Raw genomic sequence first — 26,123 nt, forward strand, 5'->3', positions numbered from 1 at the left:
GTTGGTATCAGATTCGTTAGCAAATTCGTCTTTATACACAGAGCCACTGATCTTCCATAAACCACTAAATATAGCCTGCTGATAACCAAGCTCTAATTGCAAACGATCAAATGTCTCAGGTGTTTGAGTTGAGTTTAGAACTTCGCTTTGCGACCAACGTAATTTAGCATAACCGGCATAACCGTTCATAGTATGATAATGAGCACCCAATACGGCCGATTTACTTTGCAGCGGTGTTGCTGAGCCAATTAAGCGATCTTTATGATTATAGGCCCAAGCATAGTTAGTAAAGGTCTCATCACAACTAAGTTGCGCTGTACAATCTTGTTCGGTATTAGAATATTCAAAATAGGTTTTAAGTAGTTGCTTTTGATCACCAAAAAAGCTTTCCACACCCACTGTATAAACAGGATCACTGGGTGCAACACCACTATCATTTTTGCCCATTAACTCAGTATAAAAAGCAATCGGTTGAGTGCCTATGCTGGTTGAGTACTTAGCATCTAAACTGGTTAAGCGTTGTTTACTCGTGATGACCTCGAGTGTATCGGGATTTATTTCTGTACTGATTAAATAGTCAGAGGCTGCGCTGCTAAATGCAACTTCAAGTCCTGGTAGCGGGGTGCTGGCAAACCGCATTGCCCAATAGTCACCTTTTTCACCGCTATTTAAATGTGGCTTTTGTTTGGCGTAAATACCCGTTAACTGCCAGTTGCCAATAAATGACAGCCAGCTTGGACCCACATATTGGGTGTTAGCACGGTTTATGCGTAGACCTTTCATTGGCGATGCATTATTTGCAAGCAGTAACGCATTATCATTACTTGGTCCCCACCAATGACTGACTTGTTCAGCGCTGACAGACCAATTTCCCATTAATACAGCTAAATAACTGCCATGGTAGTTTATGTGTTTATCATCAAGTGCATCATCCGCGTAATTAACACTTACTTTGGCGCTGACGCGATTGCCTGTGATTGCGCCATAACTATTTACACCACTTTTTTGTTGATCGCGTTTGCCAAAGCTTTGCTGTAGTTCTGGTGCGCTATTGTAATTAACTCTAACACCGGAACTGCTGCTTTGTTTTGCGTTCTCTAAAGCATGTTTTACATGTTGATAAGCAAACTGACTTTGCGCAGGTAACGTACTGCTTTCAATCGCATTCAAATCTCTGGCAATTCCCTGCCACATCAAGGGGTAGCTATTAACTGGCTGTTTAATTACACCTTGATTAAACAACATTTCAATTGATGCACGCAGTAATGGGTCATCGCTTTCAATCCAAGGGCTTGCAAACGCAGGAGCTGCGAGTACAACTAAGGCACTTAAATAGATATTTAACTTCATCCGTGTAATTTTTCCTGTAATGCTTTTACGACAATAGGGTGTACAAACTCACTGACATCGCCTTTATGACGAGCGACTTCTTTTACTAATGTTGAAGAAATAAACGAATTTTTTTCCGCTGGAGTTAAAAATACACTTTCTAAATCAGGGTTCAGGCGACGGTTCATATTGGCAAGCTGAAATTCATAATCAAAGTCAGACACCGCACGAATTCCTCGGATCAACACATTTGCATTATGATCACGCGCCAAATCAGCCAGTAATCCTGAAAAGCCAATAACACTGACGTTATCTATGTGAGTTAGCAAACTATTGGCAAGTGCTACGCGCTCATCTAGACTAAAGCAAGGTTGTTTACTAGGATTGTGAGCAACTGCAACAATTACAGTATCAAACATTTTAGCTGCCCGCTGGATCAAATCTGTGTGCCCATTGGTTAATGGATCAAAGGTACCTGGGTAAATTGCGGTGACTTTCATAAATATCGGCTTAATGTTATTTTGGCTTGCTATATTAACAGTCTTTGTTGTCTAGATCAGCCTGCAAATTGCGACTGCACATCTTCATTTTTAAATGAGTTTATTTCATTAAGAAACAATAACTACGAATTACGGGTTAGAAATTTTCAAGGTGGTATTTTATTGGATTATATTTGTATATACTGCGCGGCTAATAATACTGAGTGAATTCTGAGCATTTACTTAAATAAAAACAACCAGAGTAGCAGGATATGAGTACCAAGGATAAAATCATTAAAACTAGCATCATGCTATTTAATCAACATGGTGAGCGTGCAATAACGACTAACCATATCGCTTCTCATATGGGGATCAGCCCAGGTAATCTTTATTATCACTTTAAAAATAAAGAAGACATTATTCGCCATATTTTCGCATTATACAGCCAGCATTTACACACTCAATTTGTACCAATGGCAAAGCATGATGAAGCACTGACGCACTTAACTGGGTATCTTGATGCTCTGTTTGAATTGATGTGGCGGTTTCATTTTTTTTATGACAATTTGGGGGATATTTTATCCCGTGATGATGTACTGAAAAAAGACTACATTGAATTTCAAGCAGCTTTACTAAGCCAAGTACGCGAAATTGTGATTGGTTTGCGTGACGGTGGCATGATCGCTATTGACGATGAAGATGCCATTGAACTTGCTCATATGCTAAAAATCACTGTAAGTTTTTGGACTCCTTATATTAAAGCCAGACGTTTAAGTGGTGAACTCATGCAGCAAGATATTTATAACGGTATTTTGAAAGTATTGGCGCTGTTCAAAGCCTTTGGCACCGAGCAAAGCATCCCGCAAATTAACCTGTTACGCGAGAAATATAGCGCGCTAGCAGCGCAGACTCAACCTGCCAGCTAGCAGTTGGGGTTTTGTTTATTTCCTAGACGTTAGATTTTTTGCTATAATCGCGCGCCCAACACGTGGGTGCGTGAATTCTTAATATTGTCTAACGAGTAAACTATGCTTAAATTTATCGTCAAACTCCATCCTGAAATAGCCATTAAAAGCCGTTCTGTGCGTAAACGTTTTACTAAGTTGCTAGAAAACAACATTAAAATTGTATTACGTAAGCTTGACGAAAAAGTACAAGTACAAAATAACTGGGACAATATATCGGTTGTAACTAAATCTGATGATGCGCAAATGCGCCTTGATTTTATTAATGGCTTGCAACGTATCCCTGGCATTGTGCAATTTATTGAAGTGACCGAAACCAGCTACGAAAACCTTCATGATATTTACGAAAAAGCGTTAGATATGATTGGCCATACTGTTGTCGGCAAAACATTCTGTGTTCGTTGTAAACGCCAAGGTAACCATGATTTTACCTCGACAGATGTGGAGCGCTATGTAGGTGGTGGTTTAAATCAGCATGTTGATGGTGCAAGCGTAAGGCTGAAAAACCCTGAAGTAACTATTCGTCTCGAAATTAAAGATGATAAAGCATATATCGTAACGCACACTCATCATGGTATGGCTGGTTTCCCATTGCCAACGCAAGAAGATGTTTTGTCGTTAATGTCGGGCGGGTTTGATTCAGGTGTTGCCAGCTATCAAATGATCCGCAAAGGTGCTCGTACCCACTTTTTGTTCTTTAATCTAGGTGGTGCGGCACACGAAATCGGCGTTAAACAAGCTAGTTATTATATTTGGAAGCAGTTTAGCTCAACTCACAAAGTTAAATTTATCAGTGTTGACTTTGAACCTGTTGTTGCCGAGATCTTGGAAAATGTTGAAAACAGCCAAATGGGCGTGATCTTAAAACGTATGATGATGCGAGCAGGCAGCCAGATTGCTGAAAAAATGGGTATTCAAGCGTTGGTTACAGGCGAGAGCCTTGGTCAGGTTTCAAGTCAAACATTAGCAAACTTAAGTGTGATTGACCGTGTGACTGAAACGCTTATTTTACGCCCGCTGATTCAACACGACAAACAAGAAATTATAAACATCGCTCGTAAAATCGGCACCGCTGAAATGGCTGAAACAATGCCTGAATACTGTGGGGTGATCTCTAAAAAGCCAACAGTAAAAGCTAAAATCGCAGTGGTAGAAGCTGAAGAGCAAAGGTTTGATTTTGATGTGCTGAATACCGTTATTGAAAATGCACGTATTATGGATGTGCGCGACATTGACGTTGAAGCAAAACAAGAGCTTAAAGAAGCAGAGTCAGTGTCTGATTTACCAGCTGGGGCGGTTGTTGTTGATATTCGTTCACCGGAAGAGGAAGATGCCAACCCGCTTGAAATTGAGGGTATTGAAGTTGTGCACTTACCGTTTTTCCGCTTAGCGACTAAATTTGGTGATTTGCCACAAGACAAAGACTATTACTTATATTGCGCCAAAGGTGTAATGAGCCAACTGCAAGCGCTTATCCTGCACGACAGTGGCTTTGCCAATGTAAAAGTTTATCGCCCATAAGTAAGGCTGATCGGATTGTTAAAAGCGCGAGTTAAATCGCGCTTTTTTTGTGCCTGATCGCATCAACAAAAGATTGGTTATGAGGTGTGTCAATACCGAGTTGTTTGCCTTGTTGGCATATATAACCGCACATCGCATCAATTTCAGTGGTACGATTGTGAAGTACATCTTGCTGCATTGACGAGTAATTATCTTTGGTATCGCTCATCACTTGGTAGGCGCTTTCGAGTGCTGTTGTAAGTTGTACATTAATGCCTAGTTGATTCGCTACATAACACGCTTCGTTTAAGGTATTTAAAATTATGCCACAGTACTTTGGTGCTGTAAGCGCGCCATTTTTTACATTATACAGCGCCGAAAGTGGGTTAATGGCAATGTTCACTAACAGCTTCTGCCAACGTAGTAATGTGATCTGCTCACTAAAACTGAGATTCTGCAAACCGCCAAGTTGCTGCATTAGCTTTTGGCTGCGAGTTGCTGCAATTGCATTACAACTGCCTAATACACTTGCTCCATTGCCTGTGTGAGCAACCGTAGTTGGCGTTGCTTTATAGCCAGCTAATCGAGTGGTTAAAAAATACAACCCTTGCTGGTTTTGCAATTGCCTTTGTAGGGGAGCTAAATCACTTAAGCCATTGTGGGATAATACAATATTACATTGCTTAGAAAAGTAAGGTGTTAGCTGTTTGAACGCATCGCTTACTTGGTAGGCTTTTACAGCAAAAATAACCGTATCAATGGTTTTATTGGCTAATGCAGCCAACTGCTTGGTGGTTAATACCGCCGCAGTAATACTCTGTTGCTGCTGGTTTTGTTGGTAATAATATTGATTTTTGCCGTCGCCACTTCTCGTGACTAAGGTAACTTGATTATCCGCACTTAAAAAATGGCTATACAATAAGCCTATCGCACCATCACCAACAATGACGATATTAGCCATGATTAGGTTTTGCGCCAATATGGAAAATTAGCTTAATGGCAAAGTAGCTCGCAGCGCCGGCAAAATCCGCGATAAAATCAGCAACGGATGCTTGGCGGTACGGTAGCATATCTTGCATTACTTCAATTGCTGCACCATAACCTGCAAGTAACAAAATTTGTACTAGTAGCGGAATTTTAAATGCTTTATCCATTACCACAGCAAGGATAAAGAAAATGCCAAAATGTGCTACTTTATCAACATGCGGAAATAAGTTCGCCGCGCCCTTAATTTCCTTGGCAAACAAAAAAGTAAACGCCACTATACTCACTAAAAATAGTGCTTGGTAAACACGCCGAGTCACGATAAATCCTAAAATCGTTCAAAAACAGAGCCGCAGTATATCAAACAAATTTCGTATCGCACCTGAACAAAGCGCATAAAAATGTAAAGATTTTTAAAATAGGCGTTATAATCACCCTCATATTAATTTTTAAAAATCTTGTTAGGAGAAGATCCATGCCTTCATTTGATATTGTTTCAGAAGTAGAAATGAACGAAGCAAAAAATGCTGTAGATAATGCTAACCGTGAATTAGAAACCCGTTTTGACTTTAGAGGTGTTGATGCATCGATTGAACTTAACGATAAAACAATTAAATTAAAAGCGGAAGCTGATTCACAAGTTATGCAGTTATTTGATATTTTGGCTAATAAAATATCAAAGCGTGGTATGGACGTATCAAGTTTAGAGCTACAAGACATTTCTCGTGCCGGTAAAAATGTATTTCGTAATGTTGCGCTAAAGCAAGGTATCGAAAAAGACATGGCTAAAAAAGTAGTTAAAGCCATTAAAGATTCTAAAGTAAAAGTACAAGCCGCTATTCAAGGTGAAGAAGTACGTGTTACTGGCAAAAAGCGTGATGACCTACAAGAAGCCATGCAAGTTGTGCGTAGTGCCGATTTAGGACAACCGTTCCAGTTTAAAAACTTTAGAGATTAGCAAGCTAGGAGCTAGGTTTCTAGGTGTAGAAAAAGCCAAATTGCAGCAATGTAGTTTGGCTTTTTTAGTTTAGAACTTATGATTATTCCTAGAACCTAGAACCTAGAACCTAGAACCTAGAACCTAGAACCTAGAACCTAGAACCTAGAACCTTTAGATGTATAGCCGTCCATTGACTTTTCCCCCTAAAATAATCACAATAACCACCTATTTTTAAGGTGCTTGTAGTTACTTTTCAAGGTTGTTGATAGGTACAGCAAGATAATCGGGAAGTTGGTGCTATTTGTAGGATACAAATACAATCCAACACTGCCCCCGCAACGGTGATACATAATATACGCAAGTAACTATGTTAAGTCCGGAGACCGGCCTTGAAGTCAATTTACTATCACTTGTGCGGTGGGCGCGGGTCAGGGGAAGTCATGTTAAACAAATCTACTCTAGGCGTAGCAATTGCTGCTGCGTTATCTTTTTCTGTGTCTGCAGAGCAATCAATTGAACATATCACTGTAACAACGAATAAATTCGAGCAATCAATTACTGACGTTCTTGCCAGTGTTGCTGTTATTGAGCGCAGTGATATTGAAACAAGTAATGTTCGTGATTTACCAAGTTTGTTAGCAACACAAGTTGGTTTTCAAATAAATTCCAATGGCGGCTTTGGGCAAAACTCAGGCATATCGCTTCGCGGTTCATCGTCACGTCATACTCTAATTTTAGTTGATGGTGTACGAACAGGCTCTGCAACCCTTGGTTATAAATCAATTAGTAATATTCCTCTTAATTCAATAGAGCGCATTGAAATAGTTAAAGGCTCGCGTGCAGCTGTGTATGGCTCGGATGCTCTTGCCGGTGTGATTAATATAATTACTCGTAAAGAGCAGGGATTAACGCTTGATGCGACGTTTGGCACAGACGCTTATCAAAACTATCAAGTCGCAGGCACAACTGTTGTAAATGCAGTTACGGCATCGTTCAATGCTGGGTTTGAAAAAACAGATGGTTTTGATGTGCTACAAGGTGTAGCACCAGATGATGATGGCTATGAAAACAAAAATATTGGCTTTAACATTCAATATGCCGATGAGCTACTTGGTGAATTAACCGCAAAAGGGCAATACAGTGAAGGTAATGCTAAATATGACAGTGCGTTTTCGCCAGTTGAAAGTACCATAGAAAATAATGAATTTGAAAACTATCAATTAGCTTTTGGTTGGGAGAAATCCTTTACTAATCAGCAGCACTCTGTCGATGTGGCTCTATCAAGAGATGGTTCAGATAATGCGAGCGTAGACTTTACTGGTGGTACTGTTGTTGATGTATTCGACACAAAACGTTCGCAGATTGATTACAATGCTCTTTATTTGGTCAATGAAGAGTTCGATATTAATGGTGGTTTAAACTGGTATAAAGATGATATCTCAGGAACGTCAGGTGATTATGCAGAAAATAGCCGTGAAGTGTATGCAGGGTACATTGGTGGTTATTATGATAACGAGCAACTTTTAGCTAATCTGGCCGTTCGTTATGATGATGATCAATATTTTGGCGATGAGACAACTTATACAGCTGCTGTTGGCTATCACTTGCATGAAAATGCAACATTTAGACTAAGTCAAAGTACGGGCTTTAAAGCGCCAACATTTAATGATTTATATTATCCAATGTCAGGTAACCCAGACTTAGTACCGGAAACATCGGTGAACCAAGAACTAGGGCTGAGTCTTGATTTTTCAGACGTTAGTGTTGATATATCTGTTTTTAGAAATGATATCGAGAACCTAATTGCTTGGGCACCTAATGCCGCTGGTAATTGGCAACCAGCTAATATTAATGAAGCACGTCATGAGGGGGTTGAATTTAGTTTCACAAATGAAATCTTGGGCTTTGATAATCAGTTTAATTTTACTTATCTAAATGCAGAAAATACACAAACGGGTGCTGAGCAAGCTTATGTTTCACCACGTACTGTGAACTGGTCTGTTGCGAAGCAATGGGGCGATTTTGATGCTGGTTTTGATATGCAATACCGCAGTGATCGTCAAGGTAAAGTAACAGAGCTTAGCTCTTATACGTTATGGAACTTAACTGCTAATTACCAATTAAATCAAGCTCTTTCGTTTTCTTTACGCGTTGAAAACTTATTTGATAAGCAGTACAACGCAGTTGACTCAAGTATGGATTATGCAACTGGTGAAGTGTTTTACTACAATACAGCTGACCGTCGCTTCTTTGTTGGTGCCAGCTACCAGTTCTAATTTCGTTCTCGCTTAAATAAAAAAGCCCGACACCTTTGCGTATCGGGCTTTTTTATTGAGATGAAAATACTTGTTTAGCGCTTTACTTAATTTACTAAAAACTGTTTATAGTCTTGTTCAAACTTTTGCAGTTTAGGTGCAATTAATAAACTGCAATAACGCTGCTCAGGGTTTTCGTTGTAATAGTCTTGATGGTATTGCTCTGCAGGATAATACGTGGTTGCAGGGCTTACCTCTGTGACGATGTCTTCGCGAATTTGGCTTTGTAGCTTAGCAATGTAGTCGGTTGTTTGCGCTTGTTGCTCACTATCATGATAATAAACCACACTACGATATTGCGTACCCACATCATTGCCTTGGCGGTTTAGTTGTGTGGCGTCGTGCAATGTAAAAAACATTGCTAACAAGGTTTCATAGCTTATTAGGTTGCTATCAAACTCGATATTAACGACCTCAGCATGACCTGTTAGCCCTGTGCAAATTTGTTTATAGGTTGGATCCGTTGTTTCGCCACCTGTGTAGCCAGAGCTTACTTGTAATACGCCTTTCACACGTCTAAATGCGGCATCGATACACCAAAAACAGCCACCACCAAAGGTTGCAGTTTGAATCTCTGTGCTCATATATGTACTCCTAAAAACGTTAAATTACGCAGATGTTCTAGCCTAGCAGAAGAACGGCAAAGACGGTGTTTTATTTCATGAGTTAGAGTGAGGATAGAGTGGAAGCGTTGCTGCAAGGTGCAGCAACGCGCTTTGTTTAGAGTTCTTTAAGTGGCTTTTCAGCTTCTTGCTGATTAAGCTTTTGTTGTAAAAACTCGGGTGATTGCGTGTTTCGAGCCAGCGCATAATAGGCCGCAGGCACTACAAATAGCGTCAGTATGGTTGCGACAATAACACCGGTAAACACCACCACACCAATTACCATACGGCTTTCAGCGCCAGGGCCAGATGCCAACACTAACGGCACGGCACTCATTACCGTTGTTAATGAGGTCATAATAATAGGGCGTAGTCGCATCGTTGCGGCTTGTAATATTGCCTCACTAAACTCTACGCCTTTATCACGCAGCTGATTGGTAAATTCGACAATCAATATACCGTTTTTAGCGCTGAGACCTATTAACATTACAATCCCGATCTGGCTGTAAATATTTAAAGTAAGCCCCGTAGACCACAAGCCAAACATGGCACCCATTAAGCCAAGTGGTACTGTAAGCATAATAACAAACGGGTGCACAAAGCTTTCAAATTGCGCTGCTAACACCAAGAAGGTAACGGTAAGCGCTAGAATAAACACGTAGGTCATTGCTGACGCACCTTCGTAGAATAATTGTGACTCACCTTTGTAATCAACCGCACCCTCTATATCGTTCTCTTGCGCGGCTACTTCATTCAAAAAGTTAAGCGCTTGTTCGAGTGTATAACCATCTGCAAGGTTGGCGCTAAGGGTGATAGCGCGCATACGGTTATAACGATTCAAACGCGAGGCTGTGGCTTCTTCTTTTAGGCTGATCAAGCTATCTAGCGGGACTAATTCACCACTGCGTGATTTTAAATAGATATTTGAAATATCAGTTGGATCTTTAAAGTCTGCCTTGGTGCCTTTTAAAATTACATCGTATTCTTCACCGCGGTCTATAAAGGTGGTAACACGACGCTGGCCAAGCATAGTTTCCAGTGTACGGCCTACATCAGACACCGACACCCCTAAATCTGCGGCTTTATTTTTATCAATACTGACCAAAAATTGTGGGAAAGTTTCTTTGTAATCATGATCAATTCGTACTAGCCCTGGATTTTTCTCTGCGCGTTTAATGATCCGGTCACGCCAATCGGCAAGTTGATCGTAATCGTTACCTTGCAATACAAACTCTATCGGTCGGGATGAACCACCACCGCCAATGCCGCTGCGCATAATGGCAAATGTTCGCACATCGGTTACTTCGTTCATCTTAGCGCTGATCTCATCCATTACTTGCCAGGTTGAGCGTTTACGGTCGCTCCAATCAGCCATGCCAACAATGGCAACTCCGCCAGTGTCGCCCCAACCAGGCACACGCACTAATACGCGGCTCAGTTCGCCAGACTCAGAATAAGGCATTAAGCGCTCTTCAATTTTTGCCATATTCTGTGCATTATTTTCATAACTGGCACCTTCTGGGCCGCTCATCATTAAGAAAAACGTACCGCGGTCTTCTTTGGGGGTCAACTCTGATGGAATTTGTTGGAACAATGAATAGCTAACAAAACCAGCGAGTAGCAAGGTAATCGCTAAGCCGCCAGAACGGGTCATATTTGAACGTAATGCGTTTTTATAGCTTTGCTCAACCTTGTCAAAAATGCGGTCCATCCATTGGCTAAATTTTCCCTCTTTTGAGGAGGGTTTAAGAATTAATGAACACAGAGCTGGGGAGAGAGTTAACGCAGTAATGCTCGAGAAAAACACCGCTGCACTCACGGCCATGGCAAATTCAGTAAATAGGGCACCAATGCGGCCATCCATAAATACCAAAGGTACAAACACCGAGATCAATACTAAGGTAGTGGCAATGATGGCAAAGCCAACTTCGCGTGCGCCGCGATAGGCCGCCAGTAGGGCTGGTTCGCCTAATTCAATACGGCGGTGAATGTTCTCTAGCATTACAATGGCATCATCTACCACTAAACCAATTGCCAGCACCAGCGCCAGTAGCGTTAATAAGTTAATAGAATAACCCATTGCCAGTAAGAACATAAAGCTGCCGACTAACGCAACCGGTACTGTTACGGCTGGGATCAAGGTAGCGCGAATATTCCCTAAAAATAAGAAGATAATTAACACCACTAAGGCCATTGAAATGGCAAGCGTGCTGTAAACCTCGTTAATTGATTCTTTAATAAATATTGATGAGTCATAACTGTCTTGAATGGTGGTGCCTTCAGGGAGGTTACGCTTGATTTTTTCAAGTTCTGCTCGGGCGTTATCAACCACCGTAAGTGTATTGGCTTTCGCTTGTTTTACAATCCCTAAGCCCACCATGTTACGGCCGTTACCCCGGAATAAGCTTTCATCATCAGCGGCTTCTAAATGTACGTCAGCCACTTCACCAAGGCGAACTAAATAACCATCATCACCACGTTTAATGACCAGATTTTGAAAGTCACGTTGCTCTTTGTAACTACGCGCAGTTCGCACGGTAAAGTCACGGTCGATTGATTCAATTTCACCCGCTGGTAATTCTACGTTTTCTGTACGTAGGGTGTTTTCTATATCACTACTGGTTATGCCGCGCGCCGCCATTGCTTGGCGGTTGAGCCAAATTTTCATGGCATATTTACGTTCGCCACCAACACGTACATTCGATACGCCGTCTACCACGGCTAAACGATCAACAATAAAGCGCTGTGCATAATCAGACAGTTGTAATGAATCCATCGTATCGCTATTGAGTAAAAACCATGCAATAGGGCTTTCATCACTGTTAGATTTAGATACTTCTGGCGGGCGTACTTGCTCAGGTAGACTATCAAGTGCACGGGCTACACGCTCACGTACATCGTTTGATGCAGCATCAATATCACGGCTGATATTAAACTCAATGGTGATATTAGAGCGACCATTACGGCTTGAAGAGTTAATGCTTTTAATGCCTTCAATACCGGAAATACGGTTTTCGAGTACTTGAGTTATTTTGGTTTCAATAATTTCGGCTGAAGCACCGGTATATTCAGTGCTAACACTGACAATGGGTGATTCAATATCAGGATATTCGCGCAGTGGTAACATGGAAAATGCCACTAAACCAAAGGTGAGGAGCAATAAGTTTATTACAATCGCAAAAACGGGGCGTTTAACACTGGTATCAGTAATTTTCACGGTTTACCCCTTCACAGACACTTTGCTACCAGAACGAATTTTAATAATTCCTTCTGTAACAATTAGTTGACCATTACTAATACCTTCATCAATGGCTACCCAGCCGTTGTGGCGACCAGCAACATTAACTTCAACTTTAGTGGCTATACCGTCTTCAATTTGAAAAACAAAATGTTTATCTTGCTGTGGAATAACCGCTTTCTCTGGCACCATCATAGCTTGACTCGAACTCAGCTGCAGTGCGGTATTAAGCAACATACCAGGGCGTAATAAGCCACTTTTATTAGCAAAACTTGCGGTTACTTCAACACTGCGGGTAACGGCATCAATACGGGTGCTAACGTGAGTTACTTTACCGGTAAAGGTTTTCTCAGGGTAAGCGTCATTTTGGGTCATGACCTTCATGCCAACGTTTAATTGCGCTAGGTATTTTTCAGGTACTTTGAAATCTACCTTGATGATGCTGATATCATCTAAACTGGTAATTATTGTACTGTTATTGACATAGGCACCAATTGAAATTTGACGCTTGCCTAAAATACCTGAAAATGGTGCGGTAATGGTCATCTCAGATAATTTTGTTTTGGCATTTTCTAACTGCGCTTCGGTGGCATCAACGCGCGATAATTGCTCTTCTAAGAGTGACTTTGCAGTTGCTTGTGAGCGAGAAAGCTCGGTTAAGCGCTCTAGTTGACGTTTTTCTTCACGTAAGTTGATTGCCAGCTCTTTTACTGTCAATTCTTCTTGCAATGATTGTAATTGTACTAGTTTTTGGCCTTTACTGACTAAGTCGCCATCTTTGAAATAAATGTCAGTAACGTAGTCATTTTGTGCGCTTTTGATATAAATCGCTTGATTCGCACGCGCGCTGCCGATAGCCTCAATAAGAACGGCATTTTCTTCACTTGCTACAGTGTGAGCGGTTACTTGGGTTGCACTTTCAGTAAAGTCGGATTGCTCACCTTGACTACTTGGCAAATAAAGGTAAACACACAGGCCAATAAGTACAGTAATGATAAATGGAAATAGCGCTTTGCCAGATTGCTTTACATACATTTTTAAAATACCGGAAAATTAATTGCCCCTAGTGTACAAAATAACAGCGTGGAATAGCTGTCGCGTATCTCATAAATCTGTCGGTTAGGCGTAAAAGTTAAAGTATTTGTCAATTTGTTCCTGTTTTGTAATTATAAATGAGGAAGTTATGAAGTTAACGAGCAAGTGTTCACGTTGTTTGAAAATACGTAAATTGATTATTTGGGCTATAGTTATGTACGTTTTTTATATAGTTTTTTATCGTTATGGTTAAACGCAAGCACGCCATGTTGAAATTACGTGCGCAAGGCGCGCGCAATGGTATTGAGATTCTTACCGTTGGTGCGATAGGGCTGATCTTCATAATGCTGTTTAATTTACTGCGCCCTGATGAAATTAGTATTTTAGAAATTTTTTTGGTGAGTATGTGCTTAGCGGCTATTTTTGTTGGCTTTTTAAAAACTCAAGAGCCATTTTATAGTTTAGTTATTACAGAACAAGAGCTTATTTACCAGCATAAGTATGGTTATTGGTGTGTTAAGCAAGAAAATTTCCATCACAGTGGGATCCCTAAAGTAGAGCAACAGCTTGAACAACTTGAGTTAAATGCGGTAGGGATTAAACTTAACAATAGCGATGAATTTTTATCACAATTAGCGCCAAGAATTGCTGGTAAATTATTGATCGAGCAACGACATTTATTTATGCAAGTAATTCAAAAACATTGCAAAAATGGCAATTGCCCATCAGAATGGCTAGTTGAAGATAATCATTACACTTCAGTGCATGGGCGCAGCTTTAATGGCCTAATAGCCATGTTTGCTAATAGAATGCGGCATTTACAGCAACTAACCGGATACGATCTGTTGTTACCTGCAAGTGTATTAGATAGAAGTATTTGGGACTTTAGCCGTAACTTAAATGCGTGGCACAGTAACCCAGTAGTATTTATAGAATCTCAATTAGAGAGAAAGACGCTTGAGAATAGGCGTTAGTTAGTAGGATGAAGCTATGAGCCAAGATAGATCTTTTATTAAAAGTGGCAGAAATACCATTATCCATAAAGATAAAAAACTCGATTTAGTGATCGTGAATTCTGAAGTGCACCCAAAAATCAAAGTAACTCAACATGGTTTAGAGCCATTTAAGGAAGAGTTGCCAAAAAACCGCCGCGAAGCTAAAGAGCGCTATTTAGAAGTTGTTTATGTTAGTAGTGTTGATGTGTTTGGCGAAGAAAAACGCTTACTGTTTATCCAAGCATTGGATGGCCGCGAGTACAAGATTGATTACAGTAAAATAGGGACTAAGCTATTTGTCCGCATTCATCAAGATAGTTATTTATAATATTTTTCTTCTCTACTGGCACTGTAATTGCTTCATAAACTAATTGGCATAGCGTTTACTGTTATGTAATTTCGAATTTAATGAGGAAGCAGTGCATGAAATCCCCCTTAATAATTGCCCCATTTTTAACTTTATTAGCCGCATGTGGTGGCGGTGGAGGGGGAAATGATAATCCTGTTGTGGCCGCATCGGTATTTGCTGGGAATGATCAGCAAATTATTGAAAAAAGTGAATTTACCATTGAAGCCAAAGGCTCTCCAGCGGATGGTACTTTTACTTGGCAGCGAATTAGTGGCCCCATTATTGACGGCTTCCCGCTTGATGGTGCACTGCAAACCGTAATCGCCCCTGACATTAAAGCAGACAGCGAATTATTACTGCGTGTTAGCTATCAGACCAGCGATGGCCAATTAGTCACTGATGACTTACTGATTGCAATAGAATCAAATAATCAGCTTCCGCAAATCATTGTTACTCAAACCGCACCAGAGACGTTACCTTCTGATTATAAAGATATAGTCACTCTGAGTGCGGCAGGCTCGATAGACCCTGATGAAAATGGCCAGATCAATAGTTACAGCTGGCAACAGATTGCAGGGCCAACCCTTGCGGTAGACAGTAACAGTAATGCGACAATTAGTTTTTCGCACCCATTGCTCGATACTAATACCTTGATCACTTGGTTAATAACTGTGGTTGACGATGAAGGGGGAGAGTCGAGCTTCCAATACTCTCATACTTTAAACAAAACTAGCGAAGTGCTGATTGCTAACGCTGGTGACGATCAGAATGTTATTGAGCTGGAAACCGTGACCTTAGATGCCACAGCATCAGAAACCGTGACAGAAACCTTTAAATGTTTTTGGCAGCAAACCGTTGGCACTGCGGTGCTTGATAACCAACAGCAATGTATTACTTCTTTCACTGCACCGGCAACCGAAGCGATTAACACGCATACTTTTGAAGTAACAGTGACCGACAGTAAAGGACGCACTGATAAAGATAGCGTAGATATTGTGGTTAACTCTAAACCGCTGGGTCTTATTAATGATACTGGGATGAGCAAGTGTTATAACAATACCCAAGAAATAGCGTGCAGCAGTCCTGATTTTCCTCGCCAAGATGCTTCTGTAGGGCGTGATAGTGGGGTTGGCTCGCATATTGAAAAAGTGGGTAAAGGCGAGCAGGCATTTGATTTTACAAAACTTAACCAGTTTGCCGATGAGTTATTAGACAGCGCCGCTAATTTTAGCTGTATTCGCGATAACGTTACGGGTTTGATTTGGGAAGTAAAAAGCCCTAATACTGGCACTTTACCTAACACGCAACTTCGCGAAGGGCAAAATCATTATACCTGGTATTTAAATAGTGAAGATGGTGTACAACCGGGGAGTGTGCTCGGAACAGCTAATAGTACTTGCTCTAATAACGGTAATTGTAATCTGCAAGAGTATGTTAATGAAGTTAATGCCCTTGATTATTGTGGCGGTAGCAACTGGCGAGTGCCTACTTACACTGAGCTATTAACGTTACTTAATTATGGCAAGCATGGACAATCAATATTACTTGATGAAAACTACTTTCCCAATACGCCTAATAGTAACTTACTCGCGGATGGGCTCATTTATTGGACTTCACAAACCGCAGTCGATGGCACCAGTTTATCGCAAGCGTATATTTTTGATATGAGCGACGGGAATGATTTGGCTTATCCGAAAAGTAACACCGCCTTTGTTCGTTTAGTTAGAACCGCAGGAGCAGCACAATGAAATCATTATTAATTGGCTTATTGTTAGCAAGCCCTGCAGCAATGGCTGTGCAGACCTGTTATGAAGGTGTAACACAAACAACGGCTACAGCGCGTTTTACACTACACACAGATGGCACGGTGAGCGACAGTATCACCGGACTTATGTGGCAAACCTGTAGTTATGGGCAAAACTATGATGTAACAACCAATAGTTGCTTAAACAGCATTGTGCAAGTGGATTGGCAAGCGGCATTAAGAGCTGCGGTAAACGATCGGACTGGCTCTTATAAGGATTGGCAAGTGCCTAATAATAAAGAGCTTGCCAGTATTTTAGAGCACAGCTGCGTAACCCCCAGCATTAATGAAAGCGTATTTTTGGGCAATCTAAGTGAAAACTATTGGACTAGTACATCAGCCATTGCTGATAAAACCTCAGCTTGGGTATATACCTTTGATAGAGGCCTTAACAGTTTGCACGATAAAGAGTCATTCGTGTATTTACGGCTAGTACGTTATGAAAAGTAACTAGCTTAGTTAGTTAAAATACTGCTGAAATACCTCTAACCGCGCTTGTTCTAGCGCGGTTTTTATTGCTGCGCCCTGAATACCTTGGGCAATAAATTGTTGCGGGTTGATTGCTTTAGCTGTTTTAGTTGCCGCTAAAAATTGTTGTTGGTTTGTAAGAAGGGCGGCTTGATTAATCTCAATAGCTTTAAGTACAGCCTCAAATCGCTCTGGGCGGCGCCATAAATCGAGTTGATTACAACAGTTGAGTAATTGCTCAGCGGTGATTGTTGGGCTAGTTAAGATTGCTTGATGGGCATTAAGTTGTAATGCGAGATCACGTACGTCATTAGGTAAACGAATCGTTTCGCTAATGGCTTTGATGTCATCGGCGGTTAACGAGCTGGTAGCTTGTGCAAACAATAATGCCTGTGTCGTTATATTTTGGCTTTGTGCGTATGCGTAACGGGTTTTTAGTTGTTGATATAATTCATCGTTCCAGTTACTCGCTAAAGCTGGGCTAATCGCACTGAGTGCGCCTAATTGTGCTAAAACATTTAGAAATTCAGCAAATGCACCATCAGCGAGTGACTTTTCACACTCTAACCAAATACGTTCTGCGGTCAGTGTCTTTAGCTCGCCACGGTTGATCATCTGAGTTAATAACGCTTTAGTTTCATCGGCAATGGTAAAGCCTAAATAGTGGTAGCGTGCGGCAAATCGCGCAATCCGTAAGATCCGCAGTGGATCTTCACTAAATGCCTCGGATACATGGCGCAGAATACGATTATCTAAATCTTGTTTGCCACCGTAAGGGTCGATTAAGCTGCCATCATCCGCTTTAGCAATGGCATTGACCGTTAAATCGCGACGGTGTAAATCATCTTCTAAGGTGACATCCGCTGAAAATTCGCAGACAAACCCAGTATACCCTTGGCCTTGTTTGCGTTCAGTACGGGCGAGGGCATATTCATCTTTGCTTTGTGGGTGTAGAAATACCGGAAAGTCTTTACCGACTTGCTGATAGCCTTGTTTCAGTAATTGTTCTGGGGTTGCTCCTACAACTACGTAGTCGCGCTCTTTAATAACTCGCCCAAGTAGTTCATCTCGAACTGCGCCACCTACCAAATAAACTTGCATAACTCACCCTGAATAGTAACTGTGCAAACTATTTTACGTTATTTAACTAATAAAACGCTAACAAGGTTTTCACTTAGCGCATTTTTTTGCCATTATAGGCGCTGATTTACTCAGTAAGGAAATTCAGGGTGTATTTAAGCTACTTTGGCTTGTCAGAAAAACCATTTTCAATCGCGCCAAACCCACAGTATTTGTTTTTAAGCGAACGTCATAAAGAGGCTTTGGCTCACCTAACCTATGGTTTGGGTGAAGCGGGGGGCTTTGTATTACTTACTGGCGAAGTGGGCACCGGGAAAACAACCCTTACCCGCAGCTTGCAAGAGCAGTTGCCAGAGAACACCCAAGTGGCATTGATCCATAACCCTGCTTTGTCGCAGTTGGAGCTGTTGGCTAGTATTTGTGATGAATTCAGCATCGCTTATGATCAGCAAAATGCCACCTTAAAAACCTTAACTGATGCAATCAAAAAGCACCTTGAAGCGAACCATCAAGCTGGTGGCCACACTATTTTAATTATAGATGAAGCCCAGCTACTTGCGCCTGATGTACTTGAACAGTTGCGATTGCTCACTAACATCGAAACCAATCATAAAAAATTATTGCAGATCGTGTTAGTTGGCCAACCTGAGTTACAAGTCTTACTGAAACGTAATGAGTTACGCCAGTTAGCACAACGGATCACCGCGCGTTACCATTTATTGCCATTAACCGAGGGGCAAACCTTTGCCTATGTTAAACATCGTTTATATGTTGCAGGGTGTGATCGAGGGTTATTCTCAAATGATGCATTAAAAACAATTCACTTAGTGACGGCGGGTATCCCGCGTTTAGTGAACTTATTATGTGAACGCTGTTTAATGGGGGCCTTTTCTAAGCAGCTAACCATGATTGATAGTGATATAGTGATGCGCTCTGCACAAGAAGCGTTACCGCCGAGTGCGTTAAGTGCGGTTAGTTTAGCGCCGCAGTCGTCGTTTAATTGGCTCTACCCGTTGGCATTTTTAACCGTGCTCAGTATGGGTATTGGTTTGTCGTTTATTCTTTAATTAATGGTCATATATGTCGTATTTATTAGATGCCTTAAAACAATCCGAACAACATGACGAAGCGTCTGCGCATGATAGAAACGCTGAGCAATTAAAACAACAGCAAGAGTTGCAACGCTATCGTTTTATTGCGATTTCGCTTGGCTTGCTAGTTGCTTTTTTACTGACCTTGATGGCGGGATTTTCAATTGGTAAATGGTTACAAACAAATCATTTAAATGCCCCTGAACAAGTGGCAACGACTGTTGAGCCGCAATCAGTGGAGCCTGCGAATGAAAAAATACCGGCAGCTGTCACGTTGAAGCCAGAGCAATCGACACCAGAACAAGCTGCAGCAGCACAAACTAACCCAGCGCAAGTTGCCAGTGCGCAGCCGACACCACCGCCGCAATTTGTCCAGCCTCAGCAATACCAACAAGCAACAGGGCAATATCAATGGGTGCAAGTGCCAGTAAACAATATGCCTAGTTACCCGCAAGGTCAGCCTATACTAGTGCAAACGCCTAATGGCTATCAGCAAGTGTATGCAGCACCGCAACAGCAATACAATCCTAATGCTATGCAAATGCAGCCAACCATTAATACTAGTGCCAATAATATCGATATGAGTAAATACAAGGTATTAGGTAAACCTATCGGTGAGCCTGCTAGTGAGAAGGCAAAACCAGCAACAGCAACTGATGAGGAACTCGAAACAGTACCAACAGCACTAAAAGATGCCTTTGCCCGTGCCATCGAAGACACGCAAGATACAAGGCCGCACCAAATAACCCAAGGCACTAAAAACTCATCTTATGCCCAGCCAATTGAGTTATTGCCAGATGCCTTGCTGGCGATAATCCCAGATATTAAATACCAAGCTCATATTTATTCATCATCGCAAGATAAGCGTTGGGTGAAACTTAATAACCGTGAGTTATATGAAGGCGATAGCATTGGTGATTTACGAGTACTGGAGATCACTCCAGAGCAAACCGTACTTAGTTTTGATGACTATGAATTTAGTCTCAAGGCTCTGCAGGATTGGCCGCAGTGAAGATTATATAGCTACTTCGCGCAGGCTAATTTCGTTTTCGGTGATAATTACGGCAAAATTGAATTTTTGAAAAATCTAATTAAATCAATGCTGAAATCCGCTGGTTTAATGGCTGATTCTAACGAATCTTGCGTTCGGTTATGCGCCAGATCTATATCTTGAACTTGTGTATAGTGAGCGTGTTTTGCATTGTAAAAAGTTTTCACTTGAGGTTTAAGAGGGCTGCTAGGGTTGCTTTTGGTCACTAGGCCGACTTTTTGACTCGACAGTTTAACTAACGTGCCAACTGGATGAACGCCAATACACTGAATAAATTTAGTCAGTAACTCGCCATCAAAGCTATCTGGGCAACCGTCTTTGAGTATTTTAAAGGCCTTAATTGGCTCCATGCCGGCCTTATAAACACGCTCTGCGGTAAGTGCATCATATACATCAACAATCGATGCCATACGCACGTACGGGCTTATTTCATCAGCTTGCTTGCCAAATGGGTAACCGGTGCCATCTAGCCGCTCATGGTGAAAGCCAGCAATATCGACAGCAATGCCTTGAAGGCCCGCCTGTTCTAAAATCTCTTTACTAAAACGTGCATGATCCTGAATCACTTTATATTCTTGATCGGTTAACTTACCCGGCTTGTTAAGAATGTCGTCAGGTATCTGAATTTTACCAATATCATGTAACAGCGCACCGGTGGCAAGCTCTTCAATAAGCGCTCGTTCAAAACCTAAGTGTTTAGCAAAAATACTGATCAGAATAGATACATTAATCGAGTGCTCAAGTAGGTAAGTATCCTTTTCACGCATTCGAGTAATGCAGGCAAGAGCATCTTGGTTACGAAATACTGAATCAATAAAGCCGCTAGCTAATTCTTTAAAGGGTGTAATGTCTATTGTGTTACCGGCTTTTATATCGGTAAATGCCTTGCTTTGTAGCTGTTTAGCTTCGCTGTAGAGCTTAAATGCTTTGTCCATCTCTTGCTCAACACTGTGTGTTGTAGACCATGGATCACGTTGTTTTGATGGTTCAGCCTTTATATCTTCTGTTGTGGCAGTCGGTGTGAGTCCAACAATGGTTTTATCAGGATCAATTTCAACTTCTAAGATACCGGCTTTTATAAGTTGCTGCACGCCAGCTTGCGTTTTTACCCAACCTTGGTTTTTGATTTTAATTTTACCCGTTTGTTTAGTTACGCTATGTACAAACATACCAGGTATAAGTTGATTGATTGGGATAATTTTCAATGTGTTTACTTCATAATAAATAACGTACTACAAAGCTAGCAAACTTTTTACAGGATAAGTAGTAAAAAGGGCGCTAATTAGCGCCCTTTGTTAATAGCTATTAAACTTTACTCGTCGTCTTCAACAAGAGTCATCAGCGATGTGTTACCACCTGATGCCGTTGTATCAATACTGATAGTCTTTTCTGTTAATAAGCGTTTGATTAGCGTGTCGTAGTATTCAGCGCTGATCACTGGCAGGATTGCTCCTTTACGTTGCGCTAACTGCTGGCTGAAGTAGCCTAAGCGAGAAGAACGCGCTGCAACCACCGCACCTGCTAAATGAGGGTGCGCCAAAATAGCTTGTAACTGATTCGGTCTAGCTACTTGGAATACCCCTTCAGCAATACCAGTTGAGATAAACTTATCTTTAAACGCCACCGCTTCGTCATAGAATAACTCTGACGCTACGGTGATCACGGTATTACCAGCAGCAAGTGCGGTGATGATCGAAATAGCCCAGAAGTTAAACGAGGTGCTCTTATCGGCATAACATACTACACAACCACGTGCTTCAAGGTGCAGGGTATTTGATTCACCTGTAGGCCCAGGCAAAGTAGTAAACTTACGCATGTGCTTTTCAAGGCGATTAAGCTGGGCACGTGCATCGGCAAGTGTTAATGCTAAATCGTCAGCCAACTCATCGATGATATCAACCGTTGCTACTTTTGCAAGCAGCTGACGTACCGCTGAAACACGGTCGTTCAGTGGGGTTGCGCGCCAGATTTTTTCATCGCGCATTGAGTTGGCCATTAACTTCTCGACTTGCTCAGCAGCACCTGAATAGTGGTGAGTGTCAAGCTCGTCTGGCGTTAAGTTTGTCATTTGCACGTTTTCAGGCGATGCTTTTTCTTTAACTAAACGAGTTAAGTAGTTAGGGCCACCGGCTTTAGGGCCAGTACCAGATAAACCACGGCCACCAAACGGTTGCACACCAACAATTGCACCAATCATGTTACGGTTAACGTAGACGTTACCGGCACGCGACATTTTTGCTAGGTACTCGCAACGCTCTTCAATACGTGAGTGAATCCCCATAGTTAAGCCAAAACCTGTGTTATTGATTTGGTCAATCACGTTATCAAGCTCAGAGCCTTTAAAGCGAATGATATGCACACATGGGCCAAATACTTCACGTTTTAGTACAGATAAATCTTTGATCTCATATAAACGTGGCGCAAAGAAGTAAGCACCGTTTTCACTGTTATCAGGAATATCACACTCATAATGTAGTGTTGCGTTGCCTTTTAAGTACTCAACGTGTTCGTTTAAGTTCTTCAGTGCTTTTTCATCAATGACAGGGCCGATATCGGTTGAGAGTAATGATGGATCGCCTACGTGTAGCTCTTTTAACGCGCCTTTGAGCATTTCAATCACGCCATCAGCAATGTCTTCTTGTAAGAATAAAACACGCAGCGCTGAACAACGTTGACCGGCACTTTGGAAACCAGAGCTGATCACATCGTCAACGACTTGCTCAGGCAGTGCCGTTGAATCGACGATCATACAGTTTTGACCACCGGTTTCGGCGATTAGTGGCACTTGAATATCGTTACGAGCAGCCAATGTTTGCGAAATAAGCGTGCCCGTTTCGGTTGAACCGGTGAACATAACCGCCTGAATACGCTCATCAGGAACAATGGTTTTACCTACTTCACTACCGCGAGCGATAACAGGTTGTACTACGTGCTCAGGTAAGCCAACCGATAACATTAGCTCAATCGTACGCAGTGCGATGTAGCTTGTTTGTTCAGCTGGTTTGGCGATAACTGTATTACCAGTTACGATCGCAGCAGCGACTTGACCTAAGAAAATTGCTAATGGGAAGTTCCACGGGCTGATACATAAGATTACACCACGGGCTTCAAAACGCTCATCTTCACTTAGTTCTTCGGCACGGGCTGCGTAGTAACGACAAAAATCAACCGCTTCACGTACTTCGTCAATGCCATCTTGTGCCACTTTACCGGCTTCTTTGATACAGATAGCCACAAGCTCATCGTGATGACGCTCTAGGATGTCAGCAATACGGCGTAGCAAATTGGCGCGCTCTTTAACCGGCGTTTGTGACCATGATTCAAAAGCCGTTTCTGCGTTTGCTAATAGGGCAAGCATATCATCGCTGTTTTGTAATTTAACATGGCCGATGATTTCTTTATGGTTTGCAGGGTTTTTAACTGCAATTGAACCTTCAGGAATATCGCTTTCACTAATACGGTGCTCAGCAAACCAGTTATCAAGGTTTTCTTTGAATGGCGTGATCACATTGATATCGGTTAAATCCATGCCTTTTGAATTAGCACGTTCAGCGCCGTATAAATCAATTGGCATTTTGATTTGCGTGTTGTACTTATTACGTAACCCTTGCAGTGTTTCTACCGGATCCGGTAATAGTGATTCTACCGGTTTAGTGGTATCAACAATGGCATTGACAAACGATGAGTTCGCACCGTTTTCAAGTAAACGACGTACTAAGTAAGCCAATAAGTCTTCGTGTTGACCAACAGGGGCATACACACGACACTGAATTTTTTCTTCGGTTACGATTTGGTCGAATAATGATTCACCCATACCGTGCAGACGTTGGAATTCAAAACCTTGGTTATCACCTTTAGCAACTTCTAAAATAGTGGCGGCAGTGTAGGCATTGTGCGTGGCAAACTGTGGATAAAGTACATCACGTGCTTCTAGCATTTTAATCGCACAGGCTTTGTAAGATACGTCAGTTGTAGCTTTACGGGTAAACACTGGGAAGTGCTCTAAACCATCTTGTTGTGTGGTTTTAATTTCAGTATCCCAGTAGGCACCTTTAACTAAACGCACCATCATTTTACGGCCTACACGCCCAGCAAGCTCAGTTAACCATTCAATCACAAAAATGGCGCGTTTTTGATACGCTTGCACGGCTAAACCAAAACCATGCCAACCAGCTAGGTCATCGTCACTAAATACTGCTTCAATCACATCGAGAGAAATATCTAAACGGTCCGCTTCTTCAGCATCAACAGTGAAACCGATATCGTAGCTTTTTGCTGCCATGGCTAGCTCTTTAAGCTTAGGCACAATCTCGCTCATCACACGTTCTTTGTGAGTAAACTCATAACGAGGGTGGATCGCAGACAGCTTCACTGAAATACCTGGGCTCTTAATTGGGCCACGGCCGTTTGCCGCTTTACCAATTGCATGAATCGCATTCATGTAGCTATTGAAGTAACGGTCAGCATCTTTCATGGTGCGAGCGCCTTCGCCTAGCATATCGTATGAATACACATAGCCTTTTTGTTCTTTTTCAGCAGCGCGCTCGATGGCTTCGTCAATGGTGCGACCCATTACAAACTGCTTACCCATGATCTTCATGGCAAAGTTTACTGACTTACGAATAACCGGTTCACCTAAGCGACCAATGGTTTTTTTCAATACGCCAAATTGCTGCTCTTTGGTTTTATCTGTGTAGTTAACCATTTTACCGGTTACTAATAAGCCCCAAGATGATGCATTTACAAATAAAGAGTCACTGCTACCTAAGTGAGAGCTCCAATCGCCTTTGGCTAACTTATCGCGAATTAGGGTATCTTGAGTGGCTTTATCTGGCACACGAAGCAGGGCTTCGGCTAAACACATCAATACCACACCTTCTTCACTTGAAAGTGAGAACTCATTTAAAAGTGCATCAACCCCGCTTTGACCATCTTGATCACGACGAATAGTGTGAACTATCTGACGAGCACGCTCCCAAGCACGGCTACGGGCTTTTACGCCTACTTCAGCAAGCGGTAAAATATGATCAATTACGGCATTTTCGTCAATGCGGTAAAAATCACGGATCTTTTGTCTGATTGGACACGTTGTTGTCAAATCGCCGTCGAATAACATAAGCAACCCTCTGGTGTATGGAGTCTTGCAGCAAAAAATTTTGCTGCCTGATTTTCATCTGTGTAATGCGTGCATTCTAATTAAAATCCAGCAGAATATGCTGGTTAAATTTAGCGTTTTACGATAATTTACAGGGCATACTTTAAACTTATCCGCATAAAATTCTGTTATGACAAGTCCGAATAGATTACGCATGCTAGATCGTATCGATTTAGCAATTTTAGACGTTCTGCAAAAAAACGGCAGAATTTCTAATGTTAACCTCGCAAAGCAGGTTAATTTAAGCCCTAGCCCTTGTCTTGACCGAGTGAAACGACTCGAACAAGAAGGCTACATAGAGGGCTACTTTGCTAAACTTAGTGAAGCAAAGCTTAATCAGAGCTTAGTAGCCCATGTGCAAGTGTCGTTAGTGACCTCAAATACCGCGGTATTTAAAGTGTTTCGTGAGCATATTTTAAAAATCAAACAAGTGGTTGAGTGCGACATGGTCGCTGGTGGCTACGATTATTTATTAAAAATTCGCGTCTCTGATATGGATGAATACCGCCAAGTATTAGGAGATTTAGTTGATATACCTGGGGTTGGTACGCACCACACCTATATGGTGATCGAAAAAATTAAGCAAGACACAGGGCTGAGACTCGATACTTAAATTAAAACTCGCTGCTACCAGACGTAGCCGCGGGTTTACCCCGCGTAATTAAATAGGGACTAGGTTCTAGGAAGTGACTAGGTGCTAGGGTGTATTCGGAGCTTGTCGCTCGAAGCCTGTGGCATTTTTC

The 26,123-nt window shown here is 41.8% G+C and carries 21 protein-coding genes and 1 riboswitch; of the genes, 11 read left to right on the forward strand and 10 right to left on the reverse strand.

Going from position 1 to position 26,123, the window contains the following annotated elements:
- On the reverse strand, positions 1–1,350 hold a 1,350-nt coding region (locus ENH88_RS20365), incomplete at its 3' end, for a capsule assembly Wzi family protein (RefSeq protein ID WP_304185125.1).
- Positions 1,347–1,829, reverse strand: coding sequence for a pantetheine-phosphate adenylyltransferase (coaD, locus tag ENH88_RS20370; protein WP_304185126.1), 483 nt, complete (start codon positions 1,827–1,829; stop codon positions 1,347–1,349). The genes coaD and ENH88_RS20365, both read right to left, overlap by 4 nt.
- Before the next feature lie 251 nt (positions 1,830–2,080).
- Between coaD and ENH88_RS20375 the strand changes: the two genes are divergently transcribed.
- A complete protein-coding gene (locus ENH88_RS20375; RefSeq protein ID WP_304185127.1) occupies positions 2,081–2,734 on the forward strand; it encodes a TetR/AcrR family transcriptional regulator in 654 nt (217 codons plus the stop codon).
- A gap of 102 nt (positions 2,735–2,836) precedes the next feature.
- Complete coding sequence (gene thiI, locus ENH88_RS20380) at positions 2,837–4,294, forward strand: tRNA uracil 4-sulfurtransferase ThiI (protein WP_304185129.1); 1,458 nt, start codon at positions 2,837–2,839, stop codon at positions 4,292–4,294.
- Positions 4,295–4,325: 31 nt separating this feature from the next.
- Here the strand turns inward: thiI and ENH88_RS20385 are convergent, their stop codons facing one another.
- Both ENH88_RS20385 and ENH88_RS20390 read right to left on the reverse strand, forming a co-directional pair.
- Positions 4,326–5,234, reverse strand: coding sequence for a ketopantoate reductase family protein (locus ENH88_RS20385; RefSeq protein ID WP_304185131.1), 909 nt, complete (start codon positions 5,232–5,234; stop codon positions 4,326–4,328).
- Positions 5,227–5,577 (reverse strand): VanZ family protein, encoded by a 351-nt coding sequence (locus ENH88_RS20390; protein ID WP_304185133.1) that lies wholly within the window; start codon positions 5,575–5,577, stop codon positions 5,227–5,229. The genes ENH88_RS20385 and ENH88_RS20390 overlap by 8 nt, the downstream gene beginning before the upstream one ends.
- Before the next feature lie 155 nt (positions 5,578–5,732).
- Between ENH88_RS20390 and ENH88_RS20395 the strand changes: the two genes are divergently transcribed.
- Both ENH88_RS20395 and ENH88_RS20400 read left to right on the forward strand, forming a co-directional pair.
- Positions 5,733–6,215, forward strand: a complete 483-nt coding sequence (locus tag ENH88_RS20395) for a YajQ family cyclic di-GMP-binding protein (protein WP_304185135.1) — start codon at positions 5,733–5,735, stop codon at positions 6,213–6,215.
- Positions 6,216–6,436: 221 nt separating this feature from the next.
- Positions 6,437–6,603, forward strand: a riboswitch (cobalamin riboswitch).
- Positions 6,604–6,637: 34 nt separating this feature from the next.
- On the forward strand, positions 6,638–8,473 hold the full coding sequence (locus ENH88_RS20400) for a TonB-dependent receptor domain-containing protein (RefSeq protein WP_304185137.1): 1,836 nt from the start codon (positions 6,638–6,640) through the stop codon (positions 8,471–8,473).
- An 86-nt stretch (positions 8,474–8,559) separates the two neighbouring features.
- Here the strand turns inward: ENH88_RS20400 and msrA are convergent, their stop codons facing one another.
- The 3 genes from msrA to ENH88_RS20415 form a co-directional block, all read right to left on the reverse strand.
- A complete protein-coding gene (gene msrA, locus ENH88_RS20405; protein WP_304185138.1) occupies positions 8,560–9,096 on the reverse strand; it encodes a peptide-methionine (S)-S-oxide reductase MsrA in 537 nt (178 codons plus the stop codon).
- A gap of 136 nt (positions 9,097–9,232) precedes the next feature.
- On the reverse strand, positions 9,233–12,331 hold the full coding sequence (locus ENH88_RS20410; RefSeq protein ID WP_304185139.1) for an efflux RND transporter permease subunit: 3,099 nt from the start codon (positions 12,329–12,331) through the stop codon (positions 9,233–9,235).
- A gap of 3 nt (positions 12,332–12,334) precedes the next feature.
- On the reverse strand, positions 12,335–13,387 hold the full coding sequence (locus ENH88_RS20415) for an efflux RND transporter periplasmic adaptor subunit (RefSeq protein ID WP_304185140.1): 1,053 nt from the start codon (positions 13,385–13,387) through the stop codon (positions 12,335–12,337).
- 266 nt (positions 13,388–13,653) lie between these two features.
- Between ENH88_RS20415 and ENH88_RS20420 the strand changes: the two genes are divergently transcribed.
- The 4 genes from ENH88_RS20420 to ENH88_RS20435 all read left to right on the forward strand — a co-directional run bounded on the left by ENH88_RS20420 (position 13,654) and on the right by ENH88_RS20435 (position 16,985).
- The gene (locus ENH88_RS20420; RefSeq protein ID WP_304185141.1) at positions 13,654–14,361 is read left to right on the forward strand and encodes a DUF2982 domain-containing protein; all 708 of its coding nucleotides are present in this window, start codon (positions 13,654–13,656) and stop codon (positions 14,359–14,361) included.
- A 16-nt stretch (positions 14,362–14,377) separates the two neighbouring features.
- Positions 14,378–14,710: a hypothetical protein gene (locus ENH88_RS20425; protein WP_304185142.1), complete on the forward strand. Its 333-nt coding sequence runs from the start codon at positions 14,378–14,380 to the stop codon at positions 14,708–14,710.
- 95 nt (positions 14,711–14,805) lie between these two features.
- Positions 14,806–16,479 (forward strand): DUF1566 domain-containing protein, encoded by a 1,674-nt coding sequence (locus ENH88_RS20430; RefSeq protein WP_304185143.1) that lies wholly within the window; start codon positions 14,806–14,808, stop codon positions 16,477–16,479.
- Positions 16,476–16,985: a DUF1566 domain-containing protein gene (locus ENH88_RS20435; protein ID WP_304185145.1), complete on the forward strand. Its 510-nt coding sequence runs from the start codon at positions 16,476–16,478 to the stop codon at positions 16,983–16,985. The genes ENH88_RS20430 and ENH88_RS20435 overlap by 4 nt, the downstream gene beginning before the upstream one ends.
- Before the next feature lie 9 nt (positions 16,986–16,994).
- On the opposite strand, the gene ENH88_RS20440 is transcribed toward ENH88_RS20435, so the two are convergent.
- Positions 16,995–18,104: a tRNA nucleotidyltransferase gene (locus ENH88_RS20440; protein ID WP_304185146.1), complete on the reverse strand. Its 1,110-nt coding sequence runs from the start codon at positions 18,102–18,104 to the stop codon at positions 16,995–16,997.
- 128 nt (positions 18,105–18,232) lie between these two features.
- On the opposite strand from ENH88_RS20440, the gene ENH88_RS20445 reads away from it, so the two are divergent.
- Positions 18,233–19,150: an ExeA family protein gene (locus tag ENH88_RS20445; RefSeq protein ID WP_304185147.1), complete on the forward strand. Its 918-nt coding sequence runs from the start codon at positions 18,233–18,235 to the stop codon at positions 19,148–19,150.
- Positions 19,151–19,163: 13 nt separating this feature from the next.
- On the forward strand, positions 19,164–20,186 hold the full coding sequence (locus tag ENH88_RS20450; RefSeq protein ID WP_304185148.1) for a general secretion pathway protein GspB: 1,023 nt from the start codon (positions 19,164–19,166) through the stop codon (positions 20,184–20,186).
- A gap of 47 nt (positions 20,187–20,233) precedes the next feature.
- Here the strand turns inward: ENH88_RS20450 and ENH88_RS20455 are convergent, their stop codons facing one another.
- Positions 20,234–21,430, reverse strand: a complete 1,197-nt coding sequence (locus tag ENH88_RS20455) for an HD-GYP domain-containing protein (RefSeq protein ID WP_304185149.1) — start codon at positions 21,428–21,430, stop codon at positions 20,234–20,236.
- A gap of 107 nt (positions 21,431–21,537) precedes the next feature.
- Positions 21,538–25,341, reverse strand: coding sequence for a bifunctional proline dehydrogenase/L-glutamate gamma-semialdehyde dehydrogenase PutA (putA, locus tag ENH88_RS20460; protein WP_304185150.1), 3,804 nt, complete (start codon positions 25,339–25,341; stop codon positions 21,538–21,540).
- A gap of 169 nt (positions 25,342–25,510) precedes the next feature.
- Here putA and ENH88_RS20465 point away from each other — a divergent pair, with 169 nt between their 5' ends.
- Positions 25,511–25,993 (forward strand): winged helix-turn-helix transcriptional regulator, encoded by a 483-nt coding sequence (locus ENH88_RS20465; protein ID WP_145235173.1) that lies wholly within the window; start codon positions 25,511–25,513, stop codon positions 25,991–25,993.
- Positions 25,994–26,123 lie beyond the last annotated feature (130 nt).

Source organism: Pseudoalteromonas prydzensis (genome assembly GCF_011050055.1).
Taxonomy (GTDB): domain Bacteria; phylum Pseudomonadota; class Gammaproteobacteria; order Enterobacterales; family Alteromonadaceae; genus Pseudoalteromonas; species Pseudoalteromonas prydzensis_A.